Origin of the sequence: Nocardia wallacei, assembly GCF_029869545.1 — a bacterium.
Classification (GTDB): Bacteria; Actinomycetota; Actinomycetes; order Mycobacteriales; family Mycobacteriaceae; genus Nocardia; species Nocardia wallacei_A.
This window is the reverse complement of the sequence record NZ_JARWQD010000375.1, coordinates 1-18181: the sequence shown is the minus strand read 5'-3', so window position 1 is coordinate 18181 and position 18181 is coordinate 1. Positions and strand designations below refer to the sequence as shown.

The following is an 18181-nucleotide window of genomic DNA, read 5'->3' as shown; positions in this document are numbered from 1 at the left end:
CGGGGTTTTCTGCTCCGCTCCCCCCCCCCGCCGCGGCCGCCCCCGCGCCCCCCCCCCCCCCCCCCCCCCCGGCAACGGGATCATTTCCGGTACGCGGGTGGGGTCGGTAAGCCCTTGGCCTCCAACGCCTTTCGTCCTCGGTCCGGGTAGTCCGTGATCACCCCGTCTACTCCCGTGTCCAGTTGGCCCTCGATCGTGGCCTGGTCGTTGACCGTCCATGGGACAACCTTCAGGCCCTTCTCGTGAGCCCTGCGGACGTAGTCGGCGTCGGCGGTGAAGGTGAAGCCGGGGTCGGTGATTTTGGTGGGGCTGTTCTCGCCGGGGACGTAGTGCGGGGAGGCGATGTCGGCGCCCAGCGCGACGATCGCCCCGAGCGGGTCGCCGGGGTGCTCCTCGTACCGGATCGGGCCCAGCCAGCGGCTGCCCGCCTTGAAGGTGGTCTCGTCGTAGAGCGCGACGGTGGGAATGTCCGGGTTGCGCCGCTGCACCAGCGGCAGGCTGGACCAGTCGAAACTCTGGATCTCCACCTTGTCGGCGGCGCCCGCGCGGTCGACCTCGTCGAGGACGACGTCGACGAATTCCTGCGGCGGGGCGGTCTGCTCGGGATGTTCGGCCTCGATCTTGGTTTCGATGTTGTAGCGAAGCGTGTCGAATGCGCCCGGATAACTCTTCACCAGATCGAACAGTTCGGGCAGCCGCGCGATCCGATTACCGGCGACGGGCTGCTGTTCGGGAAAGTTCGGCAGCTTCTTCGCGCAATCCAGCGTGCGGACCTGTTCGTAGCGCAGTTCGCGGATCGTCTTTCCCACATAGGGGAATTGCGGATCGCCCGGAAACGCCGGTGCCGTATCGGCGCACTTGTCCGCCTGAATCGTGGCGTCGTGCCAGATCACCGGCACCCGATCGGCGGTCACCCCGATATCCAGTTCCAGCGTGCTGACGCCGAGTTCGATCGAATGCGCGTAGGCGGCGAGGGATTCCTCGGTCCACAGGCCGCGCCCACCGCGATGCGATTGCAGGTCCACCGTGCGATTCGAAGCCGGACCGGTCGGGGTGGACGGGCTCGGGGTCGTGTCCTCGCCGCCGCAGGCGGTCAGCGCGGTCACGGCGAGGGCGCAGCCGAGGGCGGGAATCGCCCACCGGGCGCGGGAGGAGCTGGTTCGGGAAGGCCGCATTCGGGTCACCCTAGCCATCGAAGGGCAACAAAAGTTGACGCGCAGGTGACCGGGGCGCGCCGCACGCGACCGTCTAACCTGTTGCGCATGGGTGCGTTGGTGGCGGTGGAGGGGCTCGACGGCGCGGGCAAGCGCACGCTGATCGACGCCGTCGTCGCGGATCTGCGGACCCGCGGGCTGCGGGTCGAGACGCTCGCGTTCCCCCGCTACGGCCGGTCGATCCACGCCGATCTCGCGGCCGAGGCGCTGCGCGGGCGGCACGGCGACCTGGCGGCGTCGGTCGAAGCGATGGCCCTGCTGTTCGCGCTCGATCGCGCCGACGCGCGCGAGGATCTGCTGAAGTTGTTGGCCGACAACGACATTGTGCTACTCGATCGCTACGTCGCCTCGAATGCCGCCTACAACGCCGCCCGGACCGACCAGTCCGCGGATGGTGAAATGGCTTCGTGGGTCGCGGAATTGGAATTCGGCAGGTTCGAATTGCCGGTACCCGATGTGCAGGTGCTGCTGGATGTGCCCACCGAACTGGCCGCCGAACGTGCCCGCCGCCGCGGCGAACTCGACAGCGCCCGTGCCCTGGACGCCTACGAAAGCGACAAAGCACTGCAGGAACGCACGGCGGCGGTCTATCGTGTGTTGGCCGCATCGCAGTGGCATGGGACCTGGTGGATCCATGCGCCACATGACGATCCGGCAACACTCGCCGCGCGCCTCTCGGAAAAGGTTGCCCGATAGGGTTGGATGTGCGTCGGTAATGTACCAGTGTTGGCGTGGTTGCCCGTTCCGAGCCGGAGAGATGACAACATAGTAGTTATGAAGCCGAAGATTCTGGTCGTCGACGACGATATGGCGCTCGCGGAGATGCTCACGATCGTCTTGCGCGGCGAGGGTTTCGATCCCCACGTGGTCGGCGACGGCACGCAGGCGCTCACCGCGGTCCGGGAATTGCGCCCCGACCTGGTGTTGCTGGATCTCATGCTGCCCGGCATGAACGGCATCGACGTCTGCCGCGTGCTGCGGGCCGACTCCGGTGTGCCGATCGTGATGCTGACGGCCAAGACGGACACGGTCGATGTCGTGCTGGGGTTGGAGTCGGGTGCCGACGATTACATCGTCAAGCCGTTCAAGCCGAAGGAACTCGTCGCCCGGGTGCGGGCCCGCCTGCGCCGCACCGAGGAGGAGCCGGCCGAGCTGCTGTCGATCGCGGACATCGTCATCGACGTGCCGGCGCACAAGGTGACCCGGTCCGGTCAGCAGATCTCGCTGACCCCGCTGGAGTTCGATCTGCTGGTGGCGCTGGCCCGCAAGCCGCGCCAGGTCTTCACCCGCGAGGTGCTGCTGGAGCAGGTCTGGGGTTACCGGCACGCGGCCGATACCCGCCTGGTCAACGTGCACGTCCAGCGGCTGCGCGCCAAGGTCGAGAAGGACCCGGAGAATCCCGAGATCGTGCTGACCGTCCGCGGCGTGGGTTACAAGGCCGGGCCTCCGTGACGGCTGCGCTCGCGAGAACGGCGGAGGCGAGCGCCGACGAGGCGAAGTCGTGATCGATGGCTCCAGAGACCGCCTGGAGCGGTTGCTGGCGGCTGTGGTGGCCTGGTCCAAATCCGTAGGTGAAGCGCTCGGCCACATGTGGCGGCGGTCGCTGCAGTTGCGCGTCGTGGTCTCGACGCTGACGCTGTCCCTGATCGTGATCACGATCCTCGGCGTGGTCCTGACCAGTCAGATCACCGACCGCCTGCTCGACGCCAAGATCAATGCGGCGGTCGAGGAGATGAGCCGCGCCCGCAATACGGTCGAGAATCAGATGACGGGCGTGCACGATTCGGGCACCCAGGCGATCCGTCTGCAGGATGCCCTGGGCGCGCTGTCGTCGGGCTCCAGTTCGCAGACGGTCGGCGCCGCGGGCGGCTATCGGGCGGCGCTGGCCATGGTCGGTGACGGCCAGCGGGAGCTCCCCGCGGGCCCGATCCAGGACGTGCCCGCCGAGCTGCGTCGCTTCGTGCAGCAGAACCAGGTGAGCTATCAGTTCACGACCGTGTCGGATCCCGACTGGTACCGCGGTTCGGCGCTGATCATCGGCAGTCCCAGCGTCGAGGTGCCCACCCTGGAGATCTATCTGATCTTCCCGCTGTCCAACGAGGAACGCAGTCGCGGACTGATGGCCGGCACCATGTTCATCGGCGGCGGTGTCCTGCTGGTGTTGCTGGCCGCGATCACCGCGCTGGTGACCCGGCAGGTGGTGCTGCCGATCCGGTCCGCCGCGCGGATCGCCAGCCGCTTCGCCGACGGGCGGCTCAAGGAGCGGATGCTCGTCCGGGGCGAGGACGATATGGCCCGGCTGGCCATGTCGTTCAACGAGATGGCGGAAAGCCTGTCCAACCAGATCACCCAGCTGGAGGAGTTCGGCAATCTGCAGCGACGGTTCACCTCCGATGTCAGCCACGAGCTGCGCACGCCGCTGACCACGGTGCGGATGGCGGCCGACCTGATCCACGGTTCCAGCGACGAACTGGATCCGGCGCTGGCGCGCAGCGCCGAGCTGCTGGTCACCGAGCTGGACCGGTTCGAGGGTCTGCTCAATGACCTGCTCGAGATCAGCCGCCACGACGCGGGCGTCGCCGAACTGCAGGTGGAGTCGCTGGATGTGCGCATGTGCGCGCGGGCGGCCATCTCCACCGTCCGGCATCTGGCCAAGGAGTCGAGCGTGGAACTCGTGGTGGACCTGCCCGAGGATCCGCTGGTGGCCGAGGTGGACCCGCGCCGCGTGGAGCGGGTGCTGCGCAATCTGCTGGCCAACGCCATCGACCACAGCGAGGGCAAGCCCGTACTGATCCGCATGCGCGGCGACACCGAGGCCAACGCGGTGGCCATCGTGGTGCGCGATCAGGGTGTGGGCCTGCGGCCGGGCGAGGAGAAGCTGGTGTTCAACCGGTTCTGGCGCTCGGATCCCTCGCGGATGCGCCGCTCCGGCGGCACCGGGCTCGGCCTGTCGATCAGCGTGGAGGACGCCAACCTGCACGACGGCAGGCTGGAGGCATGGGGCGAGCCCGGACTGGGCGCCAGCTTCCGGCTCACGCTGCCGCTGGTCCGCGGCCGCAAACTGGGGAGCAGCCCGCTCACCCTGGAGCCGCCCAAACGTAAACTGCTGACCGCGGAATCGGTTGCCCTGCAGGGTGATTCGGATATCGGCGACGCCGCGGCACCGGCGGACGGCACGGAATCGCCGAGCAACGCCGAGCCGACGGGCGGCGCGGAGCGCGACGAGCCGGGTTCCGACGGCGCGCCGCGGGCGTCGGCGTCCGGGGACCACGAGGCACGCGAGGCCGCCGCCGGATCCGGCGATACGAACGGCGCCGCGGCGGCGGGCGAATCGGCGGTCGACTCGAATTCCGCTGGGGTGGAACGGGGTTCGGCGCCGTCCGAGCCACCCGCCGGCTCCGGAAACGGCGCCGGCTCGTCCGATGATTCCGCGCTCGACGACACCGGAGGGCCGAGACAATGACTGTGCCGTCCACAACGCGAAATCACACCGCGGTGCGACCACCCACCCGCCGCTGGCCCGTGGTGCGCGCCGTGCTCGGCATGGCCCTGGCGATGATCACCCTGGCCGGTTGCGCCAACCTTCCGGACTCCTCGCCCCCGCAGGCGCTGGGCACGATCGACCGGGAACCCACATCGGCCGGTCCGCCGCCGCCGACCGCCGGGCGCGACCCGGACCTGCTGCTCCGCGACTTCCTGCAGGCCACCGCGGACCCGACCAACCACCACCAGACCGCCCGCCAGTATTTGACCCCGGAGGAGGCGGAAAACTGGGACGACGCCGCCCGAACGGTGATCGTCGACCGCCCCGATACGCTGCGGCTGTCCAGATCCGCCGACGTGGCGACCTATCAGATTCGGGCGCGCAAGATCGGCGAGTTGGAGGCCGACGGCTCCTTTCGCGCCGCCGACATGACCTTCGAGACCCCGATCGAAATGGCCAGGGTGGACGGCGAGTGGCGCATCAGCGCATTGTCACCCGACCTGGGCGTGGTGATCGACAGCAACGCTTTCGAGAAGATGTACCAGCGCTATTCGGTCTACTTCTCCAATGCGGCGGGTACATCGATGGTGCCCGACCTGCGCTGGAACGCGGTGCGCAAGGATCAGCGCGCGCAGTGGCTGCTGACGCTGCTGTCGCGTGGTCCGCAGGGTGCCCTGGCTCCAGCGGTGCGCAACGTGTTGTCCGGACCGGTGTCCGTACGCGGGCGTCCCACCAAGCCCAACGGGGAAACCGAGGGAGTGGGTATCGGCCTGGGAGGCGTACAGATCGACTTCAGCGGTGCGTCCGGCCTGGACCCGCACAGCAAGGAGCTGCTGGCCGCGCAGGTGGTTTCGACCCTGTCCAGCGCCGAGATCCTCGGACCGTACTTCTTGCTGAGCGACGGCAAGCCCCTCGACGAGCGGTTCGCCACCACCGGCTGGCAGGTCACAGATGTCAATGCCTACAGCCCGACGGCCAACGCGCAGAACAAGATCGGCCTGCATGCGGTGCGCGATGGCGCCCTGGTGAAGGTGACCGATAGCGGGTTCGTGCCGACGCCGGGCTATTTCGGTAGCGCGCGCAACCTGCAATCGGTCGGATTGTCGCAGGACGGGCAGTTGGTGGCCGCGATTGCGGACACCGGCCGCCCCGCTCCCCAGCCCGGCAGGACGCTGGTGATCGGCAACTACGACGGCAATGCCTTCCCGGTCGCGGAAGGCGATTCCTTCACCCGCCCGTCGTGGACCGTCGACGGGGGCTCCGCGTGGACCGTCATCGACGGCGAACGAGTCATCCGTGCTGTGCACGACCGAAACACCGGGACCGTGTCGGTCCAGGACGTCGATTCGTCCGCGTTGTTCGCGCCGTCGCCCTCCCTGTCGGATCCGCCGCTGCGTCTGCCCATCACCGAGCTGCGGATCTCCCGGACGGGCGCCCGGGCGGCGCTCATCGCGGGCGGCCGGGTATTCGTCGCCGTGGTGGTGCCGCGGCCCGATGGCAGGTTCGCGCTGGCCTCGCCGCTGCCGGTGGCCGTCAGCCTGGGCACCTCCGCGGTCTCGCTGGACTGGCTCGGCGGTGACAACCTCCTGATCGGCCGGGAGAATACCGCCGAGCCGGTCGAGACGGCGTTCATCGATGGCTGGCAACCAACTCCCCTGACCAGCCAGAACCTGACCTACCCGATACGTGTGGTGAGTGCGTCGCTCGACGTCCAGTACGTGGTCGACCAGCGCGCGGTGATGCAGTTGCAGTCCCGGGAGCCGAGCAGCGAACGGTTCTGGCGGGAGGTCCCGGGCCTCGGCGCCAATGCCGTGCCCGTGCTGCCCGGCTAGGCCGCTCGTGCGAGTGCCGTTCCTGTGACTCGAACTTGTCGGTGGAAGCGGCCACACTCGACGCCGTGCGGACACTGCTGGATCTGATCCTGCCCCAGGCGTGCGGCGGGTGTGGCGCGCTCGGGGACGGCTGGTGTGCCCGATGTGCGGCGAGCCTGGCGGGGCCGCCGATCCGGGTGCGGCCACGGACCGATCCCGGCGTCCCGTGCTGGGCGCTGGGGCCCTATGCGGGCGCCGGGCGGCGCGCGGTGGTGGCGGCCAAGGAGCGTGGGCGCCGGGATCTGGCCGCGCCGCTGGGGTTGGCATTGGCCAGGGGTCTGGATACACTGCGGTCCCGCGATCGGCGGCTGCTACTGGTTCCGGCGCCGAGCCGGGGTGCGGCCGCCCGGCGGCGCGGCGGCGATCCGGTGGCCCGGACCGCCCGGGTCGCCGCGAGTTGGCTGCCCGATTGCCGGGTCGTGCCCGTCTTGGCCATGCGGCGCGGCGTGCGGGATTCGGTCGGGCTCGGGCCGAGCGACCGGCGACACAACCTACATGGGCGGATCATCGTGCGCAACGGTTCGCTGCCCGCCGCGCTCGCGGATCCGAATGCTGAGGTAGTGCTGGTGGATGACGTCCTCACAACGGGTGCCACGGCGGGCGAGTCGGTGCTCGTGCTCGCGCGCGCCGGGGTCCCCACCCGTTCCGTGGTGGTGACGTGCGCGGCTTGAATCCTTGAAATTTGCGTGAACACTGGCGGACGGATCGCTGGCGTAATAGCGTTGCTGACAGAGCGATCTGACACCCGAACCCAGAGTTTGGAGGTGGCGCCTCGGACGACTTCGTGCCGAGTTTCCGGTGTTCCGTCCCAGTCCTCCGGCCCCAGCTCGGCACGGTTGAATCCCGCCGCACATGACACGGTTGTGCGGCCAGATCCGGGAGGTACGCGTGACGACTTCACGACCTTCAGTGAAAGCAGATCCCTCGGCCCGTTACGGCACTGCGTTCGACTCCGAGCGCAACGGCGCCGAGCAGCCTGCAGCGGACCGGCCCAGGACGCCTCGTGCGGACGTCGTGGTGAAAGGCCGCAACGTCGAGGTCCCCGATCATTTCCGCATCCATGTCGCGGGCAAGCTCTCGCGACTCGAACGCTTCGACCCGTCGATCCACCTGTTCGACGTGGAGCTGTTCCACGAACGCAATCGCCGCCAGCGCAAGAGCTGCCAGCGCGTCGAGATCACCGCCCGCGGTAAGGGCCCGGTCGCGCGCGCCGAGGCGTGCGCCGACAGCTTCTACGCGGCCCTCGAGTCGGCCGTGGAGAAGCTGGAGAGCCGGCTGCGCCGCAGCAAGGACCGGCGGCGGGTGCACTACGGCGAGAAGACGCCGCTGTCGGTGGCCGAGGCCACCGCCACCCTGATGGACGACGCGCTGGTCGGCGCCAACGGATCCGCCGCCCACGACCATCGATCCGATGAGCCGGAGCCGGGCGAGTACGCCGGTCCGGGTCATATCGTCCGGACCAAGGTCCATTCCGCGACCCCGATGTCGGTCGACGACGCCCTGTACCAGATGGAACTCGTCGGTCACGACTTCTTCCTGTTCCACGACCGTGAGACCGACCGTCCCTCGGTGGTCTACCGTCGTCACGCCTTCGACTACGGCCTGATCAGGCTCACGTAGCAGGCGCTCTGTCCGCGTGCGGGCCGGGCGGCGACCTGCCGTTCGGCCCCTTTGCTGTATTCGGGGGACGAATCGCCCTCCGGCGGGACTTGTCTGTGACACCGTGTCTCGATTTTCTTCTTACTTCCAAGTAAGTTTGGTGCCAGGTGGTTCTGTCGAAAGGTGATCCCCATGGCAAGCAAGGGTGCTCGTCGCGCCGTCATCGTCTCCGGAGTGCGGACGCCGTTCGTGCGCGCGTTCACCGACTACACCCGGATGGACTCCATCGACCTGGCCGATGCGGCGGTGGCCGGTCTGCTGGAGCGGACCGGGCTGCCCAAGGATCAGGTGCAGGCGATCGTGTGGGGCGGGGTGATCCTGCCGAGCGCGGCGCCGAACATCGCGCGGGAGATCGCGCTCGATCTGCGACTGGATCCGGGGTGTGAGGGCCACACCGTGACCCGCGCCTGCGCCTCCGGGCTGCAGGCGGTCACCTCGGCCGCGGCGGCCATCGAGCGCGGCGAGTACGACATCATGATCGCGGGCGGCAGCGACTCCACCAGCAACGCCGAGGTGAAGCTGCCGCAGAAGGTGGTGCACGCGGCGGCGCCGCTGGCGCTGGGCAAGCCGAAGCCGAAGGACTATCTTGCCGCGGTGGCGCAGCTGGCGCCGTTCACCGATATCGTGCCGCGGCGGCCCAAGATCGAGGAGCGCACCACCGGCGAGGTGATGGGGGAGTCGGCGGAGAAGATGGCCGGTATCCACGGCGTCACACGTGCCGCGCAGGACGAGTTCGCCGCCCGCTCGCATCAGCGCGCCGCCGCGGCGATCGAATCCGGGCGTTTCGACCGCGAGGTGCTGGAAGTCGTTACGCCGGAAGGGAAGTCGGTCACCCGCGACGGGCTGGTGCGCGCGAATTCGAGCGTCGAGAAGCTCGCCACGCTGCCGCCGGTCTTCGCGAAGAACGGCACGGTGACGGCGGGCAATGCCAGCCCGCTCACCGACGGGGCGTCGGCGGTACTGCTGATGAGCGAGGAGAAGGCGCGGTCGCTGGGCCTGGAACCACTGGCGGCGTTCCGGTCCTGGAGTTATGTCAGCGTGGACCCGCGCGACCAGGTGCTGATCGGCCCGGCCATCTCCATGCCGCGCGCCCTGGACAAGGCCGGAATGTCGCTCGGGGACGTCGATTTCGTCGATATCCACGAGGCATTCGCCGCGCAGACGCTGTCGGTGCTGGCCGCGCTCGCCAGCGACGAGTGGGCCAAGACGCGGCTGGACCGCGACACCGCGGTCGGCACCATCGACCCGGCGATCCTGAACGTGCACGGCGGCTCGGTCTCCCTCGGCCACCCCTTCGGCGCCACCGGCGCCCGCATGGTCACCACCATGGCCAACGAACTCGCCCTCTCCGGCAAGAGCGCCGCCCTGCTGGGCATCTGCGCCGCGGGCGGCATCGGCGCCTCCGCCGTCCTCGAGCGAGTCTGAGGTTCGGGGCTCAGGCGCGGAAGTGCTCCCAGTGGATGGCGTTCTCCAGGGGGCGGCGGGTGCGCCAGCCGAAGCGTTCGAGGTCGGGGACCTCCTGGAATTCGCGGACGGGTCCCACGCACAGCCACGCGATCGGGCGGATGCCGGGTGGGAGCCGCATCAGTTCGGTGAGGAAGGGGGCGTCGTAGAAGCTGACCCAGCCGACGCCGACGCCCTCGGCGGTGGCGGCCAGCCACAGGTTCTGGATGGCGAGAATCGTGGAGTAGAGCCCGGTTTCGGGGACGGTGGCCCGGCCCAGCACCTGCGGGCCACCGCGCTCGTCGTCGTGGGTCACCACGATGCCCGTGCCGCTCTCGGTGATGCCCTCGATCTTGATCGGCTCGAAGGTGCGCGCCCGCTCCGGCGGCAGCGCGTCCCGGAACTCGAGGCGCTTGGCGGCGACGTGGTCGGCGAAGCGCGTCAGCGTTCCCCGCTCGCGCACCACCACGAAGTCCCACGGCTGCGAATTGCCCACACTCGGCGCCCGATGCGCGGCGTCCAGAATTCGCAGCAGCGTCGCATCGTCCACGAGTTCGCCGGTGAACTCCGCGCGCACATCCCGCCGCCGCCGGATCACCTCGTAGATACTCGCCTCCGCAACCACGGCAACAGTCAACCAGGTGGGGGAGGGGACGGCGTCAGCGGCTGAAGCGTCCGGCGAAGGCGCGTAGCGGTAGGTCGGCGCTGGTGATGATGCCCGGGCGGGCCGCGACGACGGAGGCGATCGAGTTCAGGGCGGGGAGGCCGGTGACCGTCATGCCGATCGAGGCGAAGTTGTCGGGGTTCGACAGGTCGAATCCCTTGCGGGGGAAGATCATGTGCTTGCTGTAGATGTTGGGGTCGCCGGTGACCTGAGTGATGTAGCAACCCTTGATATTCCACGCCGGATCGGTGTGCGGCGTCATCTGCCATTCGAGGTGGGTCTCGATGCGCGGCACGCCGCCGACCATGCCCTGATATTTGATGTAGCTGGCGCCCAGCGAGCCCTTGGGCAGCCGATACCAGCCGAGGTCGATGTCCTTGGTGCAGGCGCCGAGTTCGTGGTCGAATCGCACCTCGTCGAGTTCGAGATCGAAGGCATCGGCCATCAGGTGTACGGCGTCGGCGAAGACCGCGGTGTACTTGTAGAGCGAGTCCGGGATATCCGGGTCGTCGACCGGTCGGCCGTATCCGACCGCCTGCCAGGTATCGACGGAGTGGTGGCAGGAGACGTCGACCGATTCGGTGACGGTGATGTTCTCGATCTCGGAAACGTCCGCGGTGTGCACGATTCCGAGGATCTGGCACAGGCCCGGGTTCATGCCGGTGCCGTAGAAGGTCGCGTCACCGCGTTCGCAGGCCGCCTGGATGACCTCGCTCACCTTCCTGCCCGAGGGGTGCGGGTGATTGGTGTCGCGGTGGAAGCCGGTGATCCAGTCCGCGGTGGTCACCACATTGATCCCGGCCTCCAGGACCTTCTCGTAGAGGCCCTCGTCCGGGAACACACCGTGGAAGGTGAGGACGTCGGGCCGCGCGGCGATGATCTCCTCGACCGTGCCGGTGGCGGTGATACCGATCGGGCCGATGCCGACGATCTCCCCGGCGTCGCGTCCGATCTTGTCGGGCGAGTAGCAGTGCAGGCCGACGAGTTCGAGATCGGGGTGATTGCGAATGCGTCCGATCATCTCGGTGCCGAGATTGCCCGTCGCGACCTGGAATACCCGGATCCTGCGGGAGGTGCTCATACTGTCTGCCCTTCGATCATGAATCTGCCGATACGCCTTCGGGATAGAACTGCACCGCCCATTCGCGCAGCGCCCTGAATCCCTCGAATTCCTTGCGCGACAGGGCGGGTGGGTCGGAGTACCGCTGATGCGCCCAGATATTGATGTCGGCCTCGAACTGCTCGATGACGAATTCCGCCATGGTCCGGCCGTAGTCGGTGATCTCCGGGGAGTCGTCGCCGGGTTTGCGTCCGATCCAGACGGTGAAGCGGACATCCGAGGTGCACTCGTCGACCGGCGTGACCGCGGGCATGGTGCGGTTGTCGACCATGCCCCAGCTCTTGGTGATCGAGCAGCCCAGCCCCGCGTTGATCGACTCCACACCGCTGTGGACGTCGTCCGCGGTCACCCCCTCGTCGAATGCGATCGTGAAATCGACATGCGATACCGGCCCGGCGAAGTCGTGCCGGGTGAACTCCGGGACGAACGGCGTCTTGTGGACGTACTTGAAGTGGGCGAAATCGACACCGTTCTCCATGATGTACTGCGGATGCAATTCCAGCCGTTCCCGCAACAGCGTGGCCGCGGGGACCGGCGGATAGTAATCGGCCGCGGTCTTGCCGTCACCGAAGGCCTCGAACAGGTCCGGAACCTCGAAATACGGTGTCCGCCCGTCGATGTCGTGCCAGATCCACACCGCTTCGTTCCGCTCGACCACGGGATAGCTGCGGATCCGCCGCCCCCTGTTCGGGTGGCTCTCGTACGGGATGCACACGTTGCGCCCCTCGCGATTCCACTCCCAGCCGTGGAACGGGCACACCAGATTCTCGCCCTCGACATGGCCGCCGTACCCGAGGTGGGCGCCGAGATGCTCGCAGTAGGCGTCGAAGACCGAGAGCCGGCCGGAGGCCGCGCGCCAGGCCACCATCTCGCGGCCGAAGTACTTCATCCTGTGCACGGCGCCGACGCCGATCTCGGCGCACCACGCCACCTGGAACCAGCCGGTCGGCCGCATCGATAGTGGTGGCTTTGCCATCTCGATCCTCCAGCATGCGAGGCGCCGTCCCCGAAGACTTTAGAACGTGTTCCAGACTACTGTCCAGAAAACTGCCCGGTTCGGGTATCGGGTGGAGATGGGCATACAGATGTACCCCCCTCGCCGGAGGGGGGTACATGAGTGCGGATGCTCAGCCGACGGCGGCGCGGCGCGCGGCGGCGACGCGGCGACGGCCTTCCTTCAGCGCCGTGCGCAGGCCGCGGCGGCGGCCGGTCGACGGGTCGATCGTGGTCGTCCCGCCGAAGGCGCGCTCGGACCTGGTCTCGGGGGCGTCGTCGGTGGTGCGGCGCAGGTACTTGTTGGGCAGCGACAGCTTGATGATGGTGCGCCACGACTTGGCGTACTGCACCGGCAGCGAACCTGTGGTGTAGGGCAGGTCGTACTTGTCACACAGCGCGCGCACCCGCACCGCGATCGAGGCGAGCCGGTTGCTCGGCAGATCGGGGAACAGATGGTGCTCGATCTGGTGCGAGAGGTTACCGGTCATGAAGTGCATGACCGGGCCGCCGGAAATATTGGCGCTGCCGAGCATCTGCCGCAGGTACCACTCGTCGTGGGTCTCGGTCTCGACGTCGTGCTTGGTGAATTTCTCGGCGCCGTCGGGGAAGTGACCGCAGAAGATCACCGCATTGGTCCACACGTTGCGCACGATATTGGCGGTGAGGTTGGCGGTCAGCGTGGACAAGAACGCCGGACCGGTCAGCAGCGGGAAGATCAGGTAGTCCTTCGCGCACTGCTTGCCGACCTTCTTCAGCACCAGGCGCCGGTCCGCCTCGAACTGCTTGCGCTCCGGGCTGTCGGCGGGGTACTTCTTCTTCATCACCTTGCCCAGCTCCAGATGCTGGATGGCGACGCCGTATTCGAAGAACATCTGCAGCAGCAGGTTGTACACCGGCTGGCCGTAGTAGAACGGCGACCAGCGCTGGTCGCGGGTGACGCGCAGCAGGCCGTAGCCGATGTCGTCGTCCATGCCGAGCACGTTGGTGTACTTGTGGTGCAGGAAGTTGTGCGTGATCTTCCAGTGCGCGGCCGGGCCGACGTTGTCCCACTCCCATGACGAGGAGTGGATCTCCGGATCGTTCATCCAGTCCCACTGCCCGTGCATGACGTTGTGGCCGATTTCCATGTTCTCGATGATCTTGGCGGTGCTCAGCAGCGCGGTTCCGGCCAGCCAGGCCGGCGGCAGGAAGCTGGCGAACAGCACCACGCGGCCGGAGATCTCCAGGGCGCGCTGCAGACGGATCACGTTGCGGATGTAGCGGGCGTCGCGTTCGCCGCGCGAGGCCTCGATGTCACGCCGGATGGCATCCAGCTCCGCACCGATGGCCTGTACATCCTCGGGGGTGAGGTGGGCGTATTCCTTGACATCCGAGATGGCCATGGCGGTTACACTACCGTAGGTTACGGCTCCGTAGGTTGTCTCCGGATCGATTCACAACTGTGGCGTACGCCGCATTGTGATCGTGACCAAGGTGTGGTTAAACGGCCCGTCGGCGGCGCACCCGCCAGATCGCGCGCTCGCGCAGCGCCCGCCTCCGCAGCACCTGCTTCTCCTGCCGGGCCTTCTCCTGCAGGGCCTGTTTCGCCTCCTGCAGGGCCTCCTTCTCCTGGCGGGCCTTCTCCTGCAGCGCCACCTTCGCCTCGGCCAGCGCCGATCGCAGCCCGCGGCGGCGGCCGGTCACCGGGTCCACGCCGGGCCAGTGCGGCCGGGCGCCCGCCAGCGACCCGCTCGGCAGGCTCGGCAGCGTGAGCCCGGCGAATTTGCGCTCGGAGGAGGTCTCGGGTGCGTCGTCGGCGGTGCGGCGCAGGAACCGGTCCGGCAGCGCCAGCTTGTGAATGGTCCGGAATGCCAGCAGATACTGCTTGCCCAGCGAACCGGTCGTGTAGGGCAGGTCGTACTTGTCGCACAGCTGCCGCACCGCGACCGCGATCTCCGGGTAGCGGCTGCTGGGGATGTCGGGGAACAGGTGGTGCTCGATCTGGTAGCAGAGGTTGCCGCTCATGAACGCCATCGCCGGTCCGGCCTGGAAATTGGCGCTGCCCAGCATCTGCCGCAGGTACCACTCGCCCCGCGTCTCGTTCTCGAAATGTTCCTCGGTGAATTTCTCGGCGCCGTCGGGGAAATGGCCGCAGAAGATCACCGCGTATGCCCACAGATTGCGGATCAGGTTGGCGGTGGCGTTGGCCTTCAGCGTCTGCTTCCAGGCCGGGCCGGTGAGCGCCGGATAGATCACGAAATCCTTGGCCACCTGCCGACCGGCCTTGCGGAAGAACGCCTTGTTCGGCTCGGACAGCACCTGCATGCGCGGCACGCCCAGCTGTTCCTTCTCGGCCGACAGGTCGTGCAGGGCGATGCCCCACTCGAACGTCGCGGCGAGGATGAGGTTGCCGATCGGCTGGAACAGGTGAATGGGCCGCCACTGCTCGTCGCGGGTCATCCGCAGGATGCCGAAGCCCAAGTCCTCGTCCTTGCCGAGCACGTTGGTGTAGGTGTGGTGGGAGTAGTTGTGCGCGCGCTTCCACTGCCCGGACGTGCCGGTCATATCCCACTCCCAGGTGGTGGAGTGGATCTCCGGATCGTTCATCCAGTCCCACTGCCCGTGGCTGATGTTGTGCCCGAGCTCCATGTTCTCGATGATCTTGGCCACCGACAGCATGGCGGTACCGGCCACCCACGCCCACCGGTTCTTCCCGGCGAACAGCGTGGCCCGCGCGGCCGCCTCCAGCACGCGCTGGGCGCGGATGGTCCGGCGGATGTACTTGGCGTCGCGTTCGCCGAGCGATTGCTCCACGGTCCGGCGAATCGTGTCGAGTTCCTGCCCCAGGGTCTCGATATCGGCCGCCGTCAGATGGGCGAACGCCTTGATATCGGTGATGGCCACCGCGTCTCCCTGCTCTCGACTTCTTGCGAGGGTATCGGGTTTCTCCGAACCCGCGTTTACGGACCGTGGTGCGTTGGATTACACATCGAGGGTGCAGTTGCCCGCGGCGGCGGAGATGCAGGTCTGAATCTTCTCCCCGGCCTGGTGCTCCGCGCCGTTGCGCAGATCGCGCACGTGCCCGTCGGTGAGGGTGACCACGCAGGTCTGGCAGATGCCCATGCGGCAGCCGAACGGCATCTGCACCCCGGCGTCCTCACCGGCCTGCATCAGCGTGGTGGCGCCGTCGATCTGCGCGCTGCGGCCGCTGCGGGCGAAGGTGACGGTGCCGCCCTCGCCGACCGCCGAACGTTCCACCTCGAACCGTTCGACGTGCAGGTGGTCGCTCAGACCCGCTGTCGCCCAGTGCTTTTCGATATCGTCGAGCATCGCCAGCGGGCCGCACGCCCAGGTCTCGCGCTCGCGCCAGTCCGGGAACAACGCGTCCAGGTCGGACAGGGCGAACTTGCCGTGCTCTCCGGTCAGGTGCAGGTGCGAGGTGAAGTCGGGATGCTTGTCGTGCAGGGTGCGCAGCTCACCACCGAACATCACGTCGTCGGCGGTGCGCGCCGAGTGCACGTGCACCACGTCGGGCCAGTTGCCGCGCCGGTCCAGCGTGCGCAGCATGCCCATCACCGGCGTGATGCCGCTGCCCGCGGTCAGGAACAGCACCTTCGCGGGCGGCGGCTCCGGCAGCACGAATCCGCCCTGCGGCGCGGCCAGCCGGACGACGGTGCCCTCGGGGACGCCGTTGACCAAGTGGCTGGAGAGGAATCCCTCCGGCATCGCCTTGACCGCGATGGAGATCAGGCGCTTGGCGCGGCTGTCCGCATCCTCCCAGTCCGGTGGGCAGGTCAGTGAGTAGGAGCGCCAGTGCCAGCGCCCCTCGATGAGCACGCCGATGCCGATGTACTGACCCGGGGTGAACTTGAAATCGAAGCCCCAGCCCGGCCTGATCACCAGCGTGACCGAATCGGCGGTCTCCTTGCGCACCGAGACGATGCGCCCGCGCAGCTCGCGGGCCGACCACAGCGGATTGATCAGGTGCAGGTAGTCGTCGGGCAGCAGCGGGGTGGTGACGCGGGCCGCCGCGCCGCGCAGCGCGTTGAGCCGGGTCCGCCCGGCCATCTTCGCCTCGGCGACCGGGGCCTCCAGCCACTCCCGGACGCCTTGTACCGATTTCAGGACCATCGTGCGGATGCTCATTTCCCTGTGTTGAACGATGCTCACGCGCCAGTGGCGCAACCTCTGACCCAAGGTTACGGCATCGTAGGTTAGCGCGGGGCGGCTGGATCGGGGGTCACATCAGCTCGAGCAGGAAGGGCAGCTCCTGGGTGGCGTACCAGGCCAGTTGATGGTCCTCGGCGTCGCCCAGGACGAATTCGGCGTCCTCGTCGCCCAGGTCGGCGGCGTCGACCACGTCGACGGCCTTGGCCACGGCCGGTTCCGCCTCGGCCAGGTCGACGTGCACCGAGGCGATCTGGTTGTAGGCGATCGGGGCGGACAGCCGGACCACGGCGTCGTCGAGGTCGGGGCGCAGCGTGGTGCCCGAGACGTCGGCGGCGATCACGGCGCGCCGGTACAGGGGGGCCGAATAGGGGGTGTCAGGGGTGTCCTCGTCGGCGTGCAGGGCCGCCGCCTCGCGCTCCTCGGCGAGCAGGCGCAGCGACGCGCGGGCGGCCTCACCCATGGCGACCTCGGCGAGTTCCTCGTCGTCGCCGGAGGCGTAGGCCTCGCGCAGGGCCGGGGTCACCGCGAACGCGGTGTCGTTGAGCGCGCGGATCTCCCGGTCGGCCACCAGGTCCCGCAGCATCGGAACGGTCGCCGGAACGTACACGCGTAGCTTCGCCTTGCCGGACTCACTGGACGCAGGCACCGAGCATCTCCTCCATGGATTCGTGCACTGCAGCGGACAGTACTCCGATATCGGCCATCGCATCACGATCGGCATTGAGACCGTAGAAAACGTGTCCGTCGTAGGACGTGATGCCGATACTCGAGGCCTGGTGGCGCAGCAGCGGCGACACCGGATACATCTCCAGCATCCGCGCGCCGCCGATATACATCGGCCGCTGCGGACCCGGCGCGTTGGTGATCACCAGATTGAACGTGTGCTCGGCGAACGTGCTCGCCGCCCGCACGCTCATGGCGTGCAGGCTCGCGGGTGCGAAACCGGCCATGTGCACCAGGGTGCGGGCCCGCACGCCGCGCCGATGCCGCGCATGCGCCTCGGTGGCGTGCGAGATGTGCGACAGCCGCATCACCGGATTCGGCTCGCCCACCGGCAGATCGATGAGGAACGTCGACACCTGGCTGGCCGGTTTCAGCTGGTCACCGTGCGGGCCCTCGACATAGACCGACATCGGTACCACCGTGCGCAGCACCGCCGATTCGGTGAGCACCTCGTCGCGGGCCTGCAGGAAGATGCGCAGCGCGCCGGTCACCACGGCCAGCACCACGTCGTTGATGGAGCAGTCGAACCGCTTGCGGATCTTGCGGTAGTCCTCGAGATCGGTGCGTACGACGTCGAAGCGGCGGTTGCGCGAGGTGCGGGCGTTGAACGGACTGTCCGGGCAGCCGAGGGCGGGGGGGGGCCCCCCCCCGGCCCAAATACCCCCCCCCCAAACCGCGGGGGCCCCCCTAGACCGCGGGCCCGCGGCGGGGGGGCCCCGCCCCCCCCCCCCCGCGGGGAAACTGGGCTGGCTCGGGTGGGCTGCGGTCGTGGTTGCCGTGCTGTCGGTGTCGGTGTTGGTCGGGGCCGGTCAATTCTTCCTGTATCACCAGAACCAGGTGGAGGCTCAGGACACGCGG

Annotated in this window: 15 protein-coding genes and 1 pseudogene; 7 read left to right on the top strand and 9 right to left on the bottom strand. The window is 68.2% G+C overall.

The features are described 5' to 3' along the window. Positions 1-80: 80 nt before the first annotated feature. Positions 81-1133, bottom strand: a complete 1053-nt coding sequence (locus QH290_RS35105) for a glycerophosphodiester phosphodiesterase (protein ID WP_425303690.1) — start codon at positions 1131-1133, stop codon at positions 81-83. 129 nt (positions 1134-1262) lie between these two features. On the opposite strand from QH290_RS35105, the gene QH290_RS35100 reads away from it, so the two are divergent. The 7 genes from QH290_RS35100 (at position 1263) to QH290_RS35070 (ending at position 9653) form a co-directional block, all read left to right on the top strand. Beyond that, complete coding sequence (locus QH290_RS35100) at positions 1263-1910, top strand: dTMP kinase (protein WP_280269877.1); 648 nt, start codon at positions 1263-1265, stop codon at positions 1908-1910. A 78-nt stretch (positions 1911-1988) separates the two neighbouring features. Continuing rightward, the gene (gene mtrA, locus QH290_RS35095; protein WP_228824209.1) at positions 1989-2666 is read left to right on the top strand and encodes an MtrAB system response regulator MtrA; all 678 of its coding nucleotides are present in this window, start codon (positions 1989-1991) and stop codon (positions 2664-2666) included. Positions 2667-2715: 49 nt separating this feature from the next. After that, entirely contained in the window at positions 2716-4677 is a 1962-nt protein-coding gene (gene mtrB, locus QH290_RS35090) for an MtrAB system histidine kinase MtrB (RefSeq protein ID WP_425301898.1), read from the top strand. Between the two features lie 80 nt (positions 4678-4757). Beyond that, complete coding sequence (lpqB, locus tag QH290_RS35085; RefSeq protein WP_280269875.1) at positions 4758-6530, top strand: MtrAB system accessory lipoprotein LpqB; 1773 nt, start codon at positions 4758-4760, stop codon at positions 6528-6530. A 65-nt stretch (positions 6531-6595) separates the two neighbouring features. Continuing rightward, complete coding sequence (locus QH290_RS35080; RefSeq protein ID WP_280269871.1) at positions 6596-7240, top strand: ComF family protein; 645 nt, start codon at positions 6596-6598, stop codon at positions 7238-7240. A gap of 238 nt (positions 7241-7478) precedes the next feature. Further along, positions 7479-8189, top strand: coding sequence for a ribosome hibernation-promoting factor, HPF/YfiA family (gene hpf, locus QH290_RS35075; RefSeq protein WP_280269870.1), 711 nt, complete (start codon positions 7479-7481; stop codon positions 8187-8189). Between the two features lie 171 nt (positions 8190-8360). Then, the gene (locus tag QH290_RS35070) at positions 8361-9653 is read left to right on the top strand and encodes an acetyl-CoA C-acyltransferase (protein ID WP_280269869.1); all 1293 of its coding nucleotides are present in this window, start codon (positions 8361-8363) and stop codon (positions 9651-9653) included. 10 nt (positions 9654-9663) lie between these two features. Here the strand turns inward: QH290_RS35070 and bluB are convergent, their stop codons facing one another. The 8 genes and pseudogenes from bluB to QH290_RS35030 all read right to left on the bottom strand — a co-directional run. Next, the gene (gene bluB / locus QH290_RS35065; RefSeq protein ID WP_280387642.1) at positions 9664-10296 is read right to left on the bottom strand and encodes a 5,6-dimethylbenzimidazole synthase; all 633 of its coding nucleotides are present in this window, start codon (positions 10294-10296) and stop codon (positions 9664-9666) included. Between the two features lie 34 nt (positions 10297-10330). Next, on the bottom strand, positions 10331-11416 hold the full coding sequence (locus tag QH290_RS35060; RefSeq protein WP_280269867.1) for an NAD(P)H-dependent amine dehydrogenase family protein: 1086 nt from the start codon (positions 11414-11416) through the stop codon (positions 10331-10333). 16 nt (positions 11417-11432) lie between these two features. Then, entirely contained in the window at positions 11433-12431 is a 999-nt protein-coding gene (locus tag QH290_RS35055; RefSeq protein ID WP_280387640.1) for a Rieske 2Fe-2S domain-containing protein, read from the bottom strand. 151 nt (positions 12432-12582) lie between these two features. After that, on the bottom strand, positions 12583-13833 hold the full coding sequence (locus QH290_RS35050; protein ID WP_280387638.1) for a fatty acid desaturase family protein: 1251 nt from the start codon (positions 13831-13833) through the stop codon (positions 12583-12585). A 97-nt stretch (positions 13834-13930) separates the two neighbouring features. Beyond that, complete coding sequence (locus QH290_RS35045; RefSeq protein ID WP_280387636.1) at positions 13931-15334, bottom strand: fatty acid desaturase family protein; 1404 nt, start codon at positions 15332-15334, stop codon at positions 13931-13933. Between the two features lie 78 nt (positions 15335-15412). Continuing rightward, a complete protein-coding gene (locus QH290_RS35040; protein WP_425303689.1) occupies positions 15413-16576 on the bottom strand; it encodes a ferredoxin reductase in 1164 nt (387 codons plus the stop codon). Between the two features lie 94 nt (positions 16577-16670). Further along, entirely contained in the window at positions 16671-17183 is a 513-nt protein-coding gene (locus QH290_RS35035; RefSeq protein ID WP_280269873.1) for a DUF6912 family protein, read from the bottom strand. A 46-nt stretch (positions 17184-17229) separates the two neighbouring features. Beyond that, a pseudogene (locus QH290_RS35030) lies at positions 17230-17943 on the bottom strand (WS/DGAT domain-containing protein); the annotation flags it as partial. Between the last annotated feature and the right edge of the window lie 238 nt (positions 17944-18181).